Source organism: Chryseobacterium sp. P1-3, from assembly GCF_000738495.1.
Lineage (GTDB): Bacteria > Bacteroidota > Bacteroidia > Flavobacteriales > Weeksellaceae > Chryseobacterium > Chryseobacterium gallinarum.
Window position 1 is genome coordinate 28,265 of the sequence record NZ_JPEQ01000025.1, and the last position, 17,683, is coordinate 45,947.

A 17,683-nucleotide genomic window follows, 5' to 3' on the forward strand; every position below is an offset into this window, starting at 1 on the left:
ATTACGGGTATAGAAGTTAGAAATGAAAAAGGTGTGATGTAGAGATAGATTCACTTTCAACTTTTAATTTTTATTTTAGCTCACCAAAAGTTCAAAGCTTTTCAGGGCCTTTCCGCCTTCCAGGCTTTCCTGGGACATAAGAAGACAGTCTTCATAACTTCCAAACCTGCCGGTATGGTAAAGAGCTACAGAAGCATTGGCCAGAACAACGGAATTTTGCTGAACAGTGCCTTTTCCTTCCAGGATATCTGTGAAAATCTTTGCCGTTTCCCGGATGGAGCTTCCTGCTTTGATATCTTCAAGAGTCACAGGGTTGAATCCGAGGTCATTGGCAGAATAGATCTCTTCGCCTTTTTTAGTGATAATCTTACTGTCGTGGGTAAGGCTGATTTCATCATAACCATCCAGACCATGCACCAATATGAAATCCTTATCATCCTTTTGAAGCAGGTATTGATATATTCTTGCAATTTCCAGATTATAGACCCCAATCATAGAATACTGCGGCTTTGCAGGATTTACCAAAGGACCTAAAAGATTGAAAAAACGTCCTTAATCCTAAAGACTTTCTCAATAATCCAACGGATTGTAGTGCAGGGTGGAAGTAAGGTGCATGTAAAAAACAGATATTGGCTCTTTCCAGTTCGTCATTCAACTGATCTGAATTATTTTTGAACTCATAGCCCAGCTCTTCCAGCACATTGGATGAGCCTGTGGTAGTTGAAGCCCCGTAATTTCCATGTTTTGTAACCTTCTGCCCGGCTCCGGCCACCACAAAGCTGGCCAATGTTGATATATTGATTGTGTTTTTTCCGTCACCTCCGGTTCCCACAATATCGATAGCATCTCCGGCATCGATGTTTACAGGAACGGCCATCTGGAGTAAAGCCTCTCTGAAGCCTTCCAGTTCTTTCAGTGTAATATTTCGCATCAGAAAAACACTGATAAAGGCTGTTACTTCCGCAGCATTGAATTTATTCTGGGCAATTTCAATCATCATGGCTTTTGCCTCGGATTTTGATAAAGTATTATGATTGAACAGGTATTGCAGTATGTCTTTCATTTGAGGAGTTTTTATATGGGAAGGAATGTCTATTGTATTCACGATAAAAGAAAATTTTTAATAATGGTTTCCCCTTCAGGAGTTAAAATACTCTCAGGATGGAATTGTACTGCATGTACATCATAGGTTTTATGCTGCAATGCCATGATCATTCCATCGTTATCTATTGCCGTAATTTCCAGTTCTTCCGGAAAGCCTTCGGGGTTGACAGCCCAGCTATGATATCTCCCAACTTCAAGTCCGGAATCAATATCTTTGAACAGTTTCGTATTTTCTTTGATCAGTTGAGTGGTAGTGGCTACTCCATGGAAAATTTCGGAAAGATTGATCAGGTTTCCCCCAAAAGCTTCAGCGATAGCCTGTTGTCCTAGGCATACTCCAAAAATACTTTTTGTAGAAGCGTATTCCCTGATAAGATCCAGTAAAATACCGGCTTCTTCAGGAATTCCGGGACCAGGAGAAAGGATAATCTTATCGTATTTTCCAATTTCCTCCAGGGTAATCTGGTCATTTCTTACCACATCCACTCTCTGATTCAGGATTCTTTCGATGATCTGGACAAGGTTGTAGGTAAAGCTGTCATAGTTATCAAAAACCAGGACTTTAGGCTGTGATTGGTTATTTATTGTGGTATTCATTTTTGTTAATGGTTGATTTATTACTGGTTTTGGGTACAGGTTGTTTGGTGCATCATTTTCAGCTTCATTTTTACACTATTTTCTCTGCTTTTTCTACTGCTTTTTTTAAGGCGTTTTAATTTGTTGTTGACCTCCTGCAATTCATTTTCAGGAACCGATTTGGCTACAAGCCCTGCTCCGGCCTGATAAAAGAGTGTATTGTTTTTGCTTAAAAAGGTCCTGATCATAATGGCCTGATTACAGCTGCCGTTCAATCCAACCATTCCTATACAACCTCCATAATATCCCCGGGAGTCTTTTTCATACTGATTGATCAGCTGAAGTGCTTTATGTTTTGGAGCTCCGCTTAAAGTCCCCTGAGGGAAGGTGGCAGACACCATCTCCAGAGGATTTAAATCACCTGGAATATCGGCTGTTACTTCGCTTACCATATGGATGACATGTGAAAATAGCTGAATTTCTTTCAGTTTGGTAACAGTTACATTCTTTCCTAATTTTCCAAGATCATTTCTGGCCAGATCAACCAACATGGTATGCTCAGCATTTTCTTTCGGGTCATTTTTTAAAAGTTCAACAGCCTGAAGATCTGTTTCGAAGTTTCCTGTTCTTCTGGCAGTTCCGGCAATCGGATGTATGGTGGCTTTATTGTTTTTTATAATCAGCTGGCTTTCCGGACTTGAACCAAATAGCTTGTAATTTCCATAATCAAAATAGAAAAGGTAGGGTGAGGGATTGATATTCCTTAAAGCACGGTATACATTAAATTCGTCTCCTTTAAACTTTTGTTCGAACCTTCTGCTGAGAACCAATTGAAAAACATCTCCTCTCATGCAGTGCTTTTGGGCCGTTTTCACCAGATCAAGGTAATCTTCATCAGTGATATTGGAGGTTTCCCGGCCATTTTTTTCAAACGGATAAAGAGGAGTATTCTGATTTTTAATAAGGTTCTCCAGGAGGTGTACTTCCGATTTAATCCCATCAATTAAATTTTCAATAAGGTACATTTCGTCATTGAAATGATTAATAGCAATCACATATTGATATAACCGGTATCTGAGAATGGGGATTTCAACCTCCGGGCTTTGTGCTTTTAAATTAATATTTTCAAAAAATTGTACGGCCTCAAAACTGGTATATCCAAAAAGGCTTTGTGCCGTTTCTTCAATAGGATCACTGGCTTTTTCGCACTTAAATGCAGTACGGAAATTTTCAAAAATGTCCGTAATGTTTTGCTCCATAATGAATTGCTTTACCGGAGCAGAGTTAGGAAACTTGATTTCATATTCATTGAGATTCTTCACTTCAATTCCTGCAATTGCATTGATGGCTATAAAAGAAAAATTATGATCAATACTCTTTGAATCTGAACTTTCCAGAAGTACCGTATCCCGGAACTTGTCTCTGATCTTGAGATAAATATTCATGGGAGTATGAAGGTCTCCCAAGGTTTTTTTCGAAATGGTTTTTATGTTGATGGTATCACTAAGCATCTTTAGGTTTATTTTTTTTGTAAGGTTTAAGGAATAAAAAAAGGCTTCAACGGTATCCGTCAAAGCCTAGTATATTGTATTATTTTAATTATTTCTGCTGTACAGTTAACAACATGACAATACTTTCAGACCCGACGAAGAGTTTGAAAGCCACCACCAAATATTGTTGCTCATTTTAAACATGGGACAAATGTAGAAAATTTTTCAATAACAAAAAACAAAAAAAAATGAAAAAATAAAGAAAAACTGAATTATCAAATTGCTCATTTCAGTTTTTTAAGCTGCTGTTTAAGCTCTTTAAGTTGTGCCAGGTAATTCTCATCATCATAATATTTCAGGTATTGTTCCAGAGCCTCAATATACTCCTGGACAAACTCTTTGTTAGTTCTGTCTGCTTCGTATTTGATCTTTGCGGTGTTTACCGGAGCAAGCATTGAATATTGAAGAGCCCGCTTTCCCTCTTCAGACTCATTGTAAAGAATGACAATGTTTTTTTCGTATCCCGGAATAAATTTTACAGGAAAAGATTCTCCCACACCCGGAATTCTGATGGCATTTTCAATAGGGTATATGGCAGCAGTAGTGGTAGAAAAGAATGTAGGGCTGTATTTGCCATTCAGTTCTTTCACAATAGCTTCGTAATCATGAATGTACATATCATTTAAAGTAGAATTGGTTTCTATGTCAGAAGTAATGATAGCTGTACTTTTTACTCCGTATTTATTTAAAAACCAGGCATTCAGAGACTGGCCGCCAAATCCGTTTAAGATGGCTAAAGGAATAATGGGAGCCAGAAACCATGCTTTTTTGGTCAGGTAAGAAAGCAGTCCAAAAAAGGCAAAGAGGATTACCACTGTATAAAAACCGTGGTGACTCATAAAAAACAGAATTTTTGAAATAAAAACCATAACTTTAATTAATATATCGGGATAGAACTGTTTTGAATACCAAAATACAAAGGCTATGACAGCTTTAATGTGCCCGTTTTATATACGAAAGATAGGACAATTTCAGAAATTCTGTTTTAAACAATAATTTTATTGTACGGGTTCTGAAACAGGAAGGTCAGTTGTTCCGCTGTAGAACACTATTAAAGTAGCTCCTTTATCTCCTGTTTTTCCCCTGTGAGCAGTATTCACCACCTCTGGGAGTGCTTGCCCCTGCCTTACCCAATGTGTTCTGCCGTCATCTTTTCTTTCAATCTGGATTTCTCCCTTCTCTATATACGCAGCATTGATCATCGGATGTTTATGCCAATCCAGCGTTTTATGGGGAGGAACGGAAATTTTCAGCACTGATATTTCAGGCTGCCCACCCGGGTAGCTGTCATATAATGTCCCATCCCAGGATTTTGTAGCTTTTAATAAGGTTATCGATTCAATTTTATCAGAATACTCTGATTTTTCATCATCTGATGAAGAGTTATCACAAGAAAAGGGAACAGAGGAGGCTAAAACAAGTAAAGCTACTCCTGATAAATTTTTTTTTGGTCATAAGTTTATATTTTAGAATAATATTTTTTATTTCATGAATGTGCTATACAAAAATAATCATTTGATCTAAAATTCTCTTTAATTTGAATTATTTTGTTGCTATTATTTTTGCCTGGGTATAAAAATCTTTTAAAGAAAACATTTGTCATAAGTTTAAAAGTTTATTTTTTATATTTTTGCTTCCAAATTAGAAAACAATGAAAAAAGTATTAGCAATCGCATTTATCGGAGGTCTAGTAATCGCTAGCTGCTCTAAAAAAGTAGATCATTCATTACAAGACAGCAATACCATGCTTGAAGAACCAGAAGCAACTACGGTGGTAGACTCTGCTGCTAAACCTGCTGCTCCTGCTGCTGCAACTCCGGCTACACCTGCTCCTGAAGCTGCTAAAACAGACTCTACAGCAAAAAAATAATGAAAGAAATGCTTTTGGCAGGAATAATGGGTCTTCTGATCCTTTCCTGTTCTAAAAAAGAAAATGTAGCAGAAGTGGCACCTTCTTCTGAAACTGCCGCTGTTTCGGAACCTGCCCAGTCTAATCTTTCAGGTGATCAGATCATTGAAACATTAGATTGCTCAGGCTGCCATTCTGTTAGTGAGAGAATGATAGGACCTTCTTATCAGGAAATAGCAGGTAAATACACTGAAAAAGATGTAGAATTACTTGCTTCCAAAATCATAGAAGGTGGAAGTGGAGTGTGGGGAGGAGTTCCTATGGCCGCTCATCCACAGGTGTCTAAAGAAGATGCCAAAAAAATGGTAGAATATATTTTAAGTCAGAAGAAATAAAATATGTCTGCTGAAAAATCAAGTCTGCACACAAGAAATCTGCACCGTGATTCCTATAATTTTGATCAGCTTATTTCTTGTGTGCCAGAACTTAAACATTATGTTTTTGTCAACGCTTATCAGACAACAACTATTAATTTCAGCATTCCTCAAGCTGTAAAATTGCTGAATAAGGCTTTATTACAGCATTTCTACAATATCAGAAGTTGGGATATTCCCGAAACGTATCTTTGTCCTCCTATTCCCGGAAGGGCAGATTATGTACATTATATTGCCGATTTGCTGGGCGAACAGCAAAAAGAAATTCCAACAGGCATCTCCGTTCGGGGTCTGGATATTGGAACCGGAGCGAATCTTGTGTATCCTTTAATTGCCACCAGATCTTATGGTTGGAAAATGACAGGTACGGATGTCAATGAAGATTCCCTGAAAAATGCTCAACATATTTTAGATCAAAACCCGGATCTTCTTCCGGTGATTCAGTTACAACAACAGCCGGATTCAAAACATATTTTTAAGAATATCCTGAAACCTGGTGACCGGTTCACATTTTCGATGTGTAATCCTCCTTTCCATGATTCAGAAGAATCTATGATAAAAGGAAATATCAGGAAAACGAAAAATCTCAATAAAGCAAAGCACCAAAAACCATTGCTTAATTTTGGCGGACAGCAGTCAGAATTATGGTATGAGGGAGGCGAACTGGCCTTTATCACTAAAATGATTCATGAAAGTGCTTTATATTCTTCACAGGTTCTTTGGTTTACTTGTCTGGTTTCCAAAAAAGAGAATCTCCATAAGCTGACCAGTCTTTTAAAGAAGCTAAAAGCTGTAGAGGTAAAAACCATTGATATGGCCCAGGGACAGAAAATAAGCAGAGTACTGGCCTGGACGTTTATTCCTCAACAGGATAGAAGGACATGGTTTATCTAGTGTAAAGTTCAGGATTAATAGGATTATAGCTCAATCCGGCATCTCAGTTCCCACTCTTAGTTCACTTTTTTAAAATTTCTGAAAAAACTCGTTGACGGTCAACTCAAAAAATGCCTAAATTTGTACGCTTTTAGAAAAATAAGAAATGCAATTATCAGAACAAGAAATCATTAGAAGAGAAAAGCTGAATAAGCTTACTGAAATGGGGATTAATGCGTTCCCTGCGGATGAGTATACAATCACAGATACTACAGAATCTATAAAACAGGATTTTTCTGAAAGTAAACAGGTGAAGATCGCCGGTAGATTGATGTCGCGCAGAATTCAAGGGAAAGCTTCTTTTGCAGAATTGCAGGATTCTAAAGGAAAAATCCAGGTATATTTCAATAGAGATGAGATCTGTCCGGGTGAAAATAAAGAATTATATAATGAAGTATACAAGCATCTTTTAGATATTGGGGATATTATCGGGATTGAAGGAGAATTGTTTACCACTCAGGTAGGAGAGAAGACTGTTTTAGTAAAGAATTTTACCCTTCTTACCAAAGCTTTGCGTCCATTGCCGCAGGCAAAAACAGATGAGAACGGTGTTGTACATGACGGATTTACAGATCCTGAGCTGAGATACAGACAGCGTTATGTAGATTTAACGGTAAATCCTCAGGTAAAAGAAATTTTTGTGAAGAGAACAAAATTGTTCAATGCCATGAGAACTTTCTTCAACGATGCAGGGTATTTTGAGGTAGAAACCCCGATTTTACAGTCAATTCCGGGTGGAGCTGCGGCAAAACCGTTTATTACCCATCACAATGCCCTGGATATTCCATTGTATTTAAGGATTGCCAATGAATTATATCTGAAAAGATTGATCGTAGGTGGTTTTGACGGGGTATACGAATTCTCCAAAAACTTCAGAAATGAAGGGATGGACAGAACTCACAATCCGGAATTTACAGCGATGGAAATCTATGTGGCTTACAAAGATTACAACTGGATGATGGATTTCACTGAAAAATTATTGGAATTCTGCGCTATTCAGGTAAACGGAACTACAAAAGCTACTTTTGGAGAACATGAGGTGGATTTTAAAGCACCTTATCCAAGAGTTTCGATGACAGAAGCAATCCTGAAATTTACAGGGTTCGATATCACCGGAAAAACAGAGCAGGAATTATACGATTTTGCGAAATCTATTGGAATTGAGGTGAATGAGACGATGGGGAAAGGAAAATTAATCGATGAAATCTTCGGTGAAAAATGTGAAGGAAACTTCATTCAGCCGACTTTCATTACAGATTATCCGATTGAAATGTCTCCATTAACTAAAAAACACAGAAGCAAAGAAGGTTTAACAGAACGTTTTGAGCTGATGGTATGCGGAAAAGAAATTGCAAACGCTTATTCAGAGCTTAATGATCCGATCGACCAGAGAGAACGTTTTGAAGCTCAGATGGCTTTATCAGAAAGAGGAGACGATGAAGCAATGTTCATTGATCAGGACTTCCTGAGAGCACTGGAATACGGTATGCCACCTACTTCAGGATTAGGAATCGGAATGGACAGACTAATTATGTTCCTTACGAACAATGCATCCATCCAGGAAGTTTTATTCTTCCCTCAGATGAGACCTGAAAAAGCAACTCCGCAAATTGAGCTAGGGGAAGATGAAAAAGTAATCCTTGAAATCCTTAACTCTCAGGAAGAGCCAATGGCTTTGGCTGAAGTAAAAGAAAGAAGTCAGTTATCCGGTAAAAAATGGGATAAGGCATCTAAAACCTTGACTAAAAATAATCTGGTGAAAGTGGAAAAGATTGATGAGAATCTTTTGATGAAACTGGTTTAAAAATAGAACAGAATACCATATAAAAGGTACAGAGCTATTCTGTACCTTTTTCTTTTTTCCATTTCCGGAGTTGGGCTCTGAAATTCTTAAACGGTGCTACCGTATTCATATGGATCCATTTCCAGACCGGCCATTTTGCAGGCGTTATAGCCCATTTTCTTTGCTCAGGTTCAAACAGGATTTTGTTGTCGAGATTTTCTATCCATTCTATAATTTCATGCATCTGTTTTTGTAACAGTTTCCTTTGTTCTGCTAAACTGTAAGAAGAATATTGATCATAAAAAGACTGGTATAGTCCCTTTAAATTATTCCATTTGTATTCAGGAGAAGGCGTTTTTTACCTCAATTCCGTTCTTTTCGTTGGATTCCCATTGCAGCAATAAGGCTGTCCATCCTATCTGATAGGAAATATTTTGTGAAGGAGTTTTGTCAATTCCTGGTTTTAACAGATTTTTTTCTTCTTCTTTAATACCATTGAACTCCTGGTCGTAGAGAAGGTACCTGGTTTTAATCTCTTCAATAAGTTCTTCTTTGTCTTTATAAGTCTGCATATTACTTTATTTTCTCAACCTGCTAAATGAAGCCATCAGGTAAAATAAAAACGGAAGAATAAATAAGGAACCTAAGATTAGTGCCCATCCTAACGCAGAAATTGTTTTATCAGGGGCCATATGTTCCAGAAGAGAAAGATGTTGCCCGTTACCTAATAATATGATGTTCGGATTGTGCTGATAGGTTGCTGCTACAAGAATCATTACCATTTGAAAGCCTGCAAGAGCACGTACCGGAAGCAGTTTTTGACGATTCATTGCTCTAAGGATCAGAAGCAAAGCAATTGTGGCAAAAGCAATAGCCATAATTCCTAAAGGCTTCGAAAATACCCACATTAAAAGAGGGATATCTGAAATATAAGCAGTAACAAAAACAAGAATTCCGGTAATGACCACAAAAATCATAGTTTGTTTGGATTTTCTGATCATCAGCAGCAATTCGTCCTTACCGCGGGTTTCTCTCAGTGAAAAAATAGAGGCGAGATAAGCACAAAGTGCAACGGTAAATAAACCAACAGAAACTCCGAACCAGTTCAGCCAGCTAAAAATATACAGGTCCAGAAAACCTGTAGCATCGGGGTTGATAGAATGTGAAACTGTTGCAGCAGCGATCAGCCCAAGGAAAAAAGGAGTCAGAAGGCTTGCATAATAAAATATCTGGGTATATAAAATCTGCCAGTTATCCTTTACTGCATCATAATGCCTGAAGGTAAAAGCTGTGCCTCTTGCTATAATTCCTAAAAGCATAAGAACCAGAGGAATATGGAGGTAAGTAGACATGGTAGTATAAATTTCAGGAAACCCTACAAAAAGGATTACAATGGCAATAATCAGCCACATATGATTGGCCTCCCAAACAGGAGCAATAGATTCATACATGATTTCCTGAGTCTTGTGACGTGCTTTCTTATTGGTAAAAAGTTCTACAATACCAGCTCCGAAATCAGCACCTCCCAGGATAATGTAAAGACAAATGGAAAGCCATAAAAAGCCTATAACAATGTAGATCATGATTTTTTGTTTTTATCGTTAAACTGAGGATCTGTAGGGTCATAAAGTTTGGGAACCATCTGGACTTGTCTTCTTAAAAGGAAAATGAGAATCAGGGACAAGGAAATAAAAATTGCAGTAAAGAAATAAAAAGAATATTGTATTCCCGGCATCGGGGTTACTGCATCTATGGTTCGCATTATTCCATAGATAATCCAGGGCTGTCTTCCTACTTCTGTAACAGTCCATCCCGCTTCCAAAGCAATATAACCGAAAGGGGTAGCTATTAGAAATGTTTTCAGGAACCAGTTTTTAGTAAGCCATTCTTTCCTGAAATAAAATGCGTATAAATACATGATTCCGATACAGATCATCACAACACCAAAGAAAATCATAATCTGGAAAGCATAATGAGTAACAGTAACCGGTGGCCATTCATCTTTTGGAAAATCTTTAAGTCCTTTGACTTCAGCGTTGAAATCATTGCTAACCAGAAAACTCAGAACTTTCGGGATTTTTATGGCATATTTTATTTCTTCCTTTTCTTCATCAGGAATTCCCCCGATCACAAATGCAGCTCCTTTTTCTGTTTCAAAATGAGCTTCCATGGCTGCTAATTTTATGGGCTGCCTTTCAGCTACGGATTTGGCAGCAATATCACCACTTAAAGGCGCTCCAAATGCTCCGATCAAGGCAAATCCAACAGCAATCCTGAAGGCCTTGGTATGAAACTCAATATTTCTTTTCTTTAAAATTAATAAAGCATGAACTCCTGCAACAGCAAATCCTGTGGCACAAAAAGCAGCAACCGTCATATGCAGCGCCTGTGGAAACCAGGCATCATTGAACATCGCCTTAATAGGATCAATATTCAGATATTGCCCGTTGATATAATCAAAACCAGTAGGAGAATTCATCCACGCATTGGCTGCCACAACAAGAATTCCGGAAGCCAGTCCGCTTAAGCCTACCAGAAAACCACAGAACCAGTGAAACCATTTATTGAACTTTTCCCATCCGTATAAAAAGAACCCAATTGCGATGGCCTCAATAAAAAAATGCTGTTCCCTCCAACGAAAACGGCATTCCGAAAATAGGGCCCGCATGTTTCATAAAACCCGGCCACAGAAGCCCGAGTTCAAAAGAAAGCATCGTTCCTGAAACAGCGCCGGTGGCAAATAAAATGGCTACTCCCTTGCTCCAGGCTTTAGTAAGCCCTTTATATACTTCATTCTTGGTTTTTAAATACTTCCAATGGGCAAAGGCCATCAGAAAAGGCATCACCATTCCCACACAGGAAAAGATAATGTGAAAGCCCAGCGACAGGGCCATCTGGGCGCGTGCTGCAATAAAATCATCCATAATATCAACTTTGAGTAACTAAATTTACGTATAAATTATTGATGTTGAGTATGATTTACAACAGTTGATATTTCAGAAATACCATGTAATTTTGAATCTTTATAGTTCTTCTGATGTTCTATTTAGAAGAAAACTCCAAATTTTTTTTGACATTTTTTTAACTTTCGTACCTCGAAAAAAATCACGATATTTGTAAGTCTTTGCATGTAGCAAGATTTTTAATATTTTATATGAGTCAAAAACAATATACAGCTAGTAGTATTCAGGCATTGGAAGGAATGGAGCACGTACGTATGCGTCCTTCAATGTACATTGGTGATGTGGGAGTAAGAGGTCTCCATCATTTGGTTTATGAAGTAGTAGATAATTCTATTGATGAGGCGTTGGCAGGATACTGTGACACCATCTTCGTTAACATTAAAGAAGGAAACGGAATCGAGGTTAGCGATAACGGTAGAGGTATTCCGGTTGACTTTCACGAAAAAGAACAAAAATCTGCACTTGAAGTTGTAATGACGAAAATCGGTGCCGGTGGTAAGTTTGATAAAGATTCTTACAAGGTTTCCGGAGGTCTTCACGGAGTAGGGGTATCGTGTGTGAATGCACTTTCCAATGAGATGATTACTACCGTTTACAGAGACGGGAATGTCTATCAGCAGGTGTATTCCAGAGGTAAAGCCCAGACCGGTGTTGAAGAAATCGGACACAGCGAAAAAAGAGGAACGAAACAGTTCTTTCAGCCGGATGATACCATTTTTACGGAATTAGTGTACAACTATGATACTTTAGCTAGTCGTTTAAGAGAACTTTCATACCTAAATAAGGGAATTACCATTACCCTTACCGACGAAAGAGAAAGATTAGAAGACGGTTCTTTCAAATCAGAAGTTTTCTTCTCAGAAGGCGGATTAAAAGAATTTGTTGCTTACATCGATGGAAACAGGGAATCAATCATGGAGCATGTAATCTTTATGGAAGGAGAAAGAGACGATATTCCGGTTGAAGTAGCGATGCGTTACAATACTTCTTTCAATGAGAATCTTCACTCTTACGTAAATAATATCAATACCCATGAAGGAGGTACTCACCTGGCAGGTTTCAGACGTGCTTTAACGAGAACCCTTAAAAAATATGCTGATGATTTAGGAATTCCACAGAAAGAAAAAGTGGAAATTACAGGAGATGACTTCCGTGAAGGCTTAACGGCTGTAATTTCTGTAAAAGTAATGGAACCTCAGTTTGAAGGGCAGACAAAAACAAAACTGGGTAACTCTGAAGTTTCAGGAGCTGTAGATAAAATTGTAGGGGAAATGCTTACCAATTTCCTTGAAGAAAACCCTACTGAAGCAAAACAGATTGTTCAGAAAGTGGTTTTGGCTGCAAAAGCAAGACAAGCAGCAAAAAAAGCCCGTGAAATGGTTCAGAGAAAATCTCCGATGGGAGGTTCCGGACTTCCGGGAAAACTGTCTGACTGTTCATCCAAAGACCCTGCAGAATCTGAAATATTCCTTGTAGAGGGAGATTCCGCAGGCGGAACAGCAAAACAAGGACGTGACAGACACTTCCAGGCCATTCTTCCGCTAAGAGGTAAAATCCTGAACGTAGAGAAATCTATGCTTCATAAAGTATACGATAATGAAGAGATCAGAAATATCTATACAGCTCTTGGAGTTTCTGTAGGAACCGAAGAAGACAGCAAGGCACTAAACCTTACCAAATTAAGATATCATAAAATTGTGATCATGACCGATGCCGATATCGATGGGTCCCACATTTCTACATTGATTCTTACTTTCTTCTTCAGATATATGAAAGAGCTTATTGAAAACGGATATATCTATATTGCGCAGCCACCTTTATACCTGCTAAAGAAAGGAAATAAAAAAAGTGTATGCCTATAACGAAAAAAGAACGTGAAGAGTTTACCTTAGAAATGTCTCCGGATGGAAAAGGAGTAGAAGTACAGCGTTACAAAGGTCTTGGGGAAATGAACCCTGAGCAGCTTTGGGAAACAACTTTGAACCCTGAACATAGAATTCTGAAGCAGGTAACGATTGATAATGCTGTGGAAGCAGACAGTATTTTCTCAATGCTGATGGGAGACGAAGTTCCTCCGAGAAGAGAGTTTATCGAGAAGAATGCAAAATATGCTAAAATTGATGCATAATCATTAAAAAACATATAGAAAAGAGGCCGTATCACAACTTGTGAAAACGGCCTTTTTTATGAAATTTTTCCTGCATATCCATATGAGAGGATTTTCAGTAAACGATTCCCAACCCAACCATTAGTTGCGATATATTTTTATATTAAGGGCCAAAAATAGTAATAGGGTAACTTTTATACACAGATTCTTATAAAAGTATGATTGTGGTGGAGCCACAACGGCGGGTTTAGGATTGGAATATATTATCAGATAATTCAAAAGGCTTTAGAAATAAAGTCTTTTTTATTGTTATAAAAGCAGACAAATAAATCTTTGCAGAATTTATTATACAGTTACGGGTATAATTCCTACACTTCGAGATCTTGTTTGATAAGATATTATAAAGCCTTTTTATATATAAATTTTAACAGTTATTAAGATTTTATTATTTTTGCAAAATATAAATAACCATGATGAAAATCTTAATACTTGGAGCTTTGTCTACCGCTTCACTATATTTTACACAAACTTATCCGGTTTCTGCAATTCCTGAAAATTTAAAGAAAAATGCCGATGCTGTTGTACGGAAGGATTTTACGACAGTCCAGATTAACAAAATCAATGAAATAAAATATCAGTACAATACCGTTACTACAGTCTTAAATAAAGATGGGGATTCCAAAGCAGCCATTTACATACCCTATAAAAAAGGAGATAATATTTCTGATGTAAAAGTAGTCATTTATGATGAAGCAGGAAAAAAAGTAAAAAGTTATTCGAAATCTGATTTTGGGGATTTTGCCAATAATACCCAGGGAACATTTTATTCGGATAACAGGGTGTTAGCTTTATCCCATACCACTGCTTTCTACCCTTACACTGTTGATTTTTCATACCAGATTACCAATGAAAATACGGTGTTTATCCCGGATTTTGTACCTTTTTCTTCTACCAATATCTCACTGGAAGAAGGACAATTTAATATTATTAACAAATCGGGAATAGAACTTAAAACGAAGACTTATCCGTCAAAATATAACTACACTTCCGTAATAGAAAATGATCATGGAAATGAAAAGAGCTATTCCTTTAAAAATGTTCCGGCTGTTGAAGATGCTTTTTTAATTCCCCAACCCGTTAAAATTTTACCTAAAGTGAGTTTTGCTTTGACAAAATTCAATCTGGCCGGAAAGGAAGGGACTCTTAATAGCTGGACGGATTTCGGGACCTGGTATTACAAAAATCTGGTAGAGCCTGTAGCTGTTTCTACTCCGGCTATCAAAGCAGAAGTGGCCGCTTTACAATTACAGGGGTCTACTGAAGAAAAAGTGAAGAAGATTTATCAATACATGCAAACCAAAACCCGGTATATTTTTGTCGCATTAGGAATCGGAGGATGGCTTCCTATGCAGCCGGATGAGGTGCAGAAAAAAGGATACGGAGATTGCAAAGGACTTACCAATTATATGAAGGTATTATTGGATGAAGCAGGAATACCTTCCTATTATTCAGTGATTAATTCCGGCTTTTCTCCGGTTTCATTTGATCCTGATTTTCCAAAGATGGGTGGAAATCATGTTATTTTAATGATTCCTACGGATAAAGGAAATATCTGGCTGGAAAACACTTCGCAACAACTGGCGTTCAATCACCTTAGCTACAGTACTACAGACAGGAATGTACTTTCTGTAAGGAAAAATGGTATAGAGCTGGTAAACACTCCTGCCTATACTGCAGATCAGAATAAGGAAAAGCAGTTTCTGAAAGTAAAAATAGGAGATGATAACAGTATGACGGGTGAGGGGAGCTTCTCCTACACAGGAAATCAATACGATTACAATTTAGGATTTGCCAACCTTAATCCAAAAGATAAAAATGAGGCGTTGAAAAGCAGGTTTGCCGTTTTAGACTTTGAAAAAGTTGAAATGAAAAACTTCGTGAATGACAAGGATAAAGCGGTTATTACTTATGACATTGAACTTTAAAACGAATAATTATTCTAAAAAAGCAGGAAATAGCCTGATATTTAGAGCGGTCCCGATTTTTTCAGACAATATTTATAAAACAGAAGAGAACCGTAATTTACCTTTTGAAATCAGACAGTCATTTAAAGATGAATATGAAATTGGGTTTATCCTTCCTAAAGGATATAAAATTGATGAGATACCTGAAAACACTAAGATAACTTCAGAATTCGGATATTATCAATTGGATTTTATTAAAAATGGGGAGGAAGTAAAAGTTATTAGAAAGCTACAGGTCAATAAAGGCATGTATCCTAAAGAGAAATATAATGAATATATAAGCTTTAGAAAAAAAACAATAAACATGGACCATTCAAAAATTTTAATCACCAAAATATAAAGATGAAAAAAACTTTACTACTGATCATTTGTTCAGCAAACTTAACCTTAATCAAAGCTCAAAAACATGAATTTTTGAATATTCCTAAGTTTTCTGACGCTGATCTGTCTAAACCAAAGTCCTTACTGGATGAAAATGCCCCTGCAGAAATTTTGTATAAATCAGTTCATTTCATGATTGATTCTCAAACGGGCCATCTGCACAAGCAGTATTTCTACAGGGTAAAAATTTATAATAAAGATAAAGTAGAGAGTTGGCTGAATGTTGAAGTTCCTATTTATAAGCTGGGGAGTGATCAGGAGACATTGAGTAAATTCAAGGCATTTACCTATAATCTCGAAAATGGAAATACCGTTCCGGTGAAAGTTGAGAAGACTTCTAAATATAAAAGTAAGGAAAGTAAATATGTAACCGTGAATAAATTTGCTTTTCCGGGAGTAAAAGACGGTTCGGTTTTAGAATACCAATATGAAATAATATCACCATATCTGTTTTCTATTCCAGAAGTATTAATAGAATCCGACACTCCATCTCTTTATACGGAATATGTTTTGGATGCCCCTCTCAATATCGCATATAATATCAATTATACAGGAGAGATGATTCCTAAATATAAAGAAGTTGAGGAAAAAACCATGTATGGCTCACAATATAAGACGTATAGATTTGCCTATGAAAATATAAAGGGATTCAAAACTGAGAAATTTGTCAGAAATGACAGGAATTACCGGACAAAAATAAGCGCAGAGCTTAATTCTACAAATTTTGGTACCCTTAAACTGTTTTCATCCTCATGGGAACAAATCAATAAAAGGCTGCATGAAAATGAAGATTTTGGCGGAGAGCTGAAAAGGACGAAGCTGGCTAAAGAAAATATGCCCGCAGATGTTTTGTCGATAAAGGATGAAATGGAAAAAGCCAATGCTATTTTCGCGTATGTTCAAAAAACATTCACATGGAACAAAGACAGGGGAATCTATACAGAAGACGGAATTAAAAAACTTTTAGAAACTAAAACAGGAAATGCTGCAGAAATAAACCTGTTTTTAATAATGCTTCTTCGCGAAGCAGGTATTAAGGCGGATCCGTTGCTTATTTCTACGGTGGATAACGGATTGATTAATCTGGTATCTCCGAACGTATCAAATATGAATTTTGTACTGGCAGCCGTTAAAACAGGTGATGTATTTCATTTGTATGATGCAACATCCAAACAGTCTTCTATGGATGAACTTCCTTTACGGGATTGGAATCAGTACGGAATTTTACTCAACAAGGAGAAAACCCTTCAGATTCAAATGGCTAATGCCAAACCGGGAAATACTTTTCTTACGATAGAAGCAAAGATCAATGAGGATGGAAGTGTTTCCGGAACCTATTCCGATAAAGATACTGGGACTTTTGCAATGTATGTGAAAGACAGTTATGATGAAAATGCTGAAAAATATAAAAAACAATATCAGGAAAACTTTTCAGTAGACTTCACAGGAATCGATTCGAAGGTTCTGGAAAACGGTGATTTTGAAAGTACAATGAAATTTTCATCCATGAATATGATTGACAGAATAGGAAAGAAGATGATTATTAATCCTATGCTATTTTTAAGTAAAAGTTCCAATGAATTTGATCAGACAGATGACCGTAAGTATTCTATTGATTTTGGAGCACCTTCTACAAAAGTGAAAAAAGTGACTATTGAAATTCCGGAAGGGTATATCATAGAAGAACTTCCTCAAAATAAAAAGATTGTTACAGATGATAAAGAAATAGAGTATAGCTATCAGTTTAAGCAAAATAAAAATAAGCTGGAAGTAACAGCAACGGTAAAAATTGGCAGTCCGGATTATCCGAAAGAATATTATCCTGCCTTTAAACAGATCTGGGGGGTGGCTTCAAAATCTGAAAATCAGGTAATAAGCTTAATTAAAAAACAATAAATGAAAAAATTATAACTGTTTTTTCTTTTAAAAATAATTTTTTTCAAAACCATTCATTCTTTTGAATGGTTTTTGTATAAATA

12 protein-coding genes and 5 pseudogenes are annotated in these 17,683 nt (G+C 37.0%); 8 read left to right on the forward strand and 9 right to left on the reverse strand.

Going from position 1 to position 17,683, the window contains the following annotated elements:
* Nucleotides 1–75: 75 nt before the first annotated feature.
* The 5 genes and pseudogenes from trpD to HX13_RS25170 form a co-directional block, all read right to left on the reverse strand.
* Nucleotides 76–1,063 (reverse strand): annotated as a pseudogene (trpD, locus tag HX13_RS20970) (anthranilate phosphoribosyltransferase).
* Nucleotides 1,064–1,101: 38 nt separating this feature from the next.
* Nucleotides 1,102–1,701 (reverse strand): anthranilate synthase component II, encoded by a 600-nt coding sequence (locus HX13_RS20975; RefSeq protein WP_050022663.1) that lies wholly within the window; start codon nt 1,699–1,701, stop codon nt 1,102–1,104.
* Between the two features lie 70 nt (nt 1,702–1,771).
* Nucleotides 1,772–3,191 (reverse strand): annotated as a pseudogene (locus HX13_RS20980) (anthranilate synthase component I family protein).
* Between the two features lie 263 nt (nt 3,192–3,454).
* Nucleotides 3,455–4,069: a hypothetical protein gene (locus tag HX13_RS20985; protein ID WP_238555592.1), complete on the reverse strand. Its 615-nt coding sequence runs from the start codon at nt 4,067–4,069 to the stop codon at nt 3,455–3,457.
* Between the two features lie 159 nt (nt 4,070–4,228).
* Nucleotides 4,229–4,486: a cupin domain-containing protein gene (locus HX13_RS25170; protein WP_238555593.1), complete on the reverse strand. Its 258-nt coding sequence runs from the start codon at nt 4,484–4,486 to the stop codon at nt 4,229–4,231.
* Between the two features lie 395 nt (nt 4,487–4,881).
* On the opposite strand from HX13_RS25170, the gene HX13_RS20995 reads away from it, so the two are divergent.
* From HX13_RS20995 to lysS, 4 genes are all read left to right on the forward strand, one after another.
* A complete protein-coding gene (locus HX13_RS20995; RefSeq protein WP_050022665.1) occupies nt 4,882–5,100 on the forward strand; it encodes a hypothetical protein in 219 nt (72 codons plus the stop codon).
* Complete coding sequence (locus HX13_RS21000) at nt 5,100–5,474, forward strand: c-type cytochrome (protein WP_050022666.1); 375 nt, start codon at nt 5,100–5,102, stop codon at nt 5,472–5,474. The genes HX13_RS20995 and HX13_RS21000 overlap by 1 nt, the downstream gene beginning before the upstream one ends.
* A 3-nt stretch (nt 5,475–5,477) precedes the next feature.
* Nucleotides 5,478–6,407: a 23S rRNA (adenine(1618)-N(6))-methyltransferase RlmF gene (gene rlmF / locus HX13_RS21005; protein ID WP_050022667.1), complete on the forward strand. Its 930-nt coding sequence runs from the start codon at nt 5,478–5,480 to the stop codon at nt 6,405–6,407.
* Between the two features lie 145 nt (nt 6,408–6,552).
* Complete coding sequence (gene lysS / locus HX13_RS21010) at nt 6,553–8,250, forward strand: lysine--tRNA ligase (RefSeq protein WP_050022668.1); 1,698 nt, start codon at nt 6,553–6,555, stop codon at nt 8,248–8,250.
* Nucleotides 8,251–8,284: 34 nt separating this feature from the next.
* Here lysS and HX13_RS25800 read toward each other — a convergent pair.
* From HX13_RS25800 to HX13_RS21025, 4 genes and pseudogenes are all read right to left on the reverse strand, one after another.
* Nucleotides 8,285–8,524 (reverse strand): annotated as a pseudogene (locus HX13_RS25800) (ClbS/DfsB family four-helix bundle protein); the annotation flags it as partial.
* Nucleotides 8,525–8,570: 46 nt separating this feature from the next.
* The gene (locus HX13_RS25805; protein ID WP_202962943.1) at nt 8,571–8,801 is read right to left on the reverse strand and encodes a ClbS/DfsB family four-helix bundle protein; all 231 of its coding nucleotides are present in this window, start codon (nt 8,799–8,801) and stop codon (nt 8,571–8,573) included.
* Nucleotides 8,802–8,807: 6 nt separating this feature from the next.
* Nucleotides 8,808–9,812: a cytochrome d ubiquinol oxidase subunit II gene (locus HX13_RS21020; protein WP_050022669.1), complete on the reverse strand. Its 1,005-nt coding sequence runs from the start codon at nt 9,810–9,812 to the stop codon at nt 8,808–8,810.
* A pseudogene (locus tag HX13_RS21025) lies at nt 9,809–11,153 on the reverse strand (cytochrome ubiquinol oxidase subunit I). Before HX13_RS21025 ends, HX13_RS21020 begins: the two are co-directional and overlap by 4 nt.
* Before the next feature lie 230 nt (nt 11,154–11,383).
* Between HX13_RS21025 and gyrB the strand changes: the two are divergent.
* The 4 genes and pseudogenes from gyrB to HX13_RS21040 all read left to right on the forward strand — a co-directional run bounded on the left by gyrB (nt 11,384) and on the right by HX13_RS21040 (nt 17,600).
* Nucleotides 11,384–13,320, forward strand: a pseudogene (gyrB, locus tag HX13_RS21030) (DNA topoisomerase (ATP-hydrolyzing) subunit B).
* 449 nt (nt 13,321–13,769) lie between these two features.
* Nucleotides 13,770–15,284 (forward strand): DUF3857 domain-containing protein, encoded by a 1,515-nt coding sequence (locus HX13_RS21035; protein ID WP_238555594.1) that lies wholly within the window; start codon nt 13,770–13,772, stop codon nt 15,282–15,284.
* Entirely contained in the window at nt 15,241–15,663 is a 423-nt protein-coding gene (locus HX13_RS25180) for a DUF3858 domain-containing protein (protein WP_238555595.1), read from the forward strand. The genes HX13_RS21035 and HX13_RS25180 overlap by 44 nt, the downstream gene beginning before the upstream one ends.
* Nucleotides 15,664–15,665: 2 nt before the next feature.
* On the forward strand, nt 15,666–17,600 hold the full coding sequence (locus HX13_RS21040; protein WP_050022670.1) for a DUF3857 domain-containing protein: 1,935 nt from the start codon (nt 15,666–15,668) through the stop codon (nt 17,598–17,600).
* Nucleotides 17,601–17,683 lie beyond the last annotated feature (83 nt).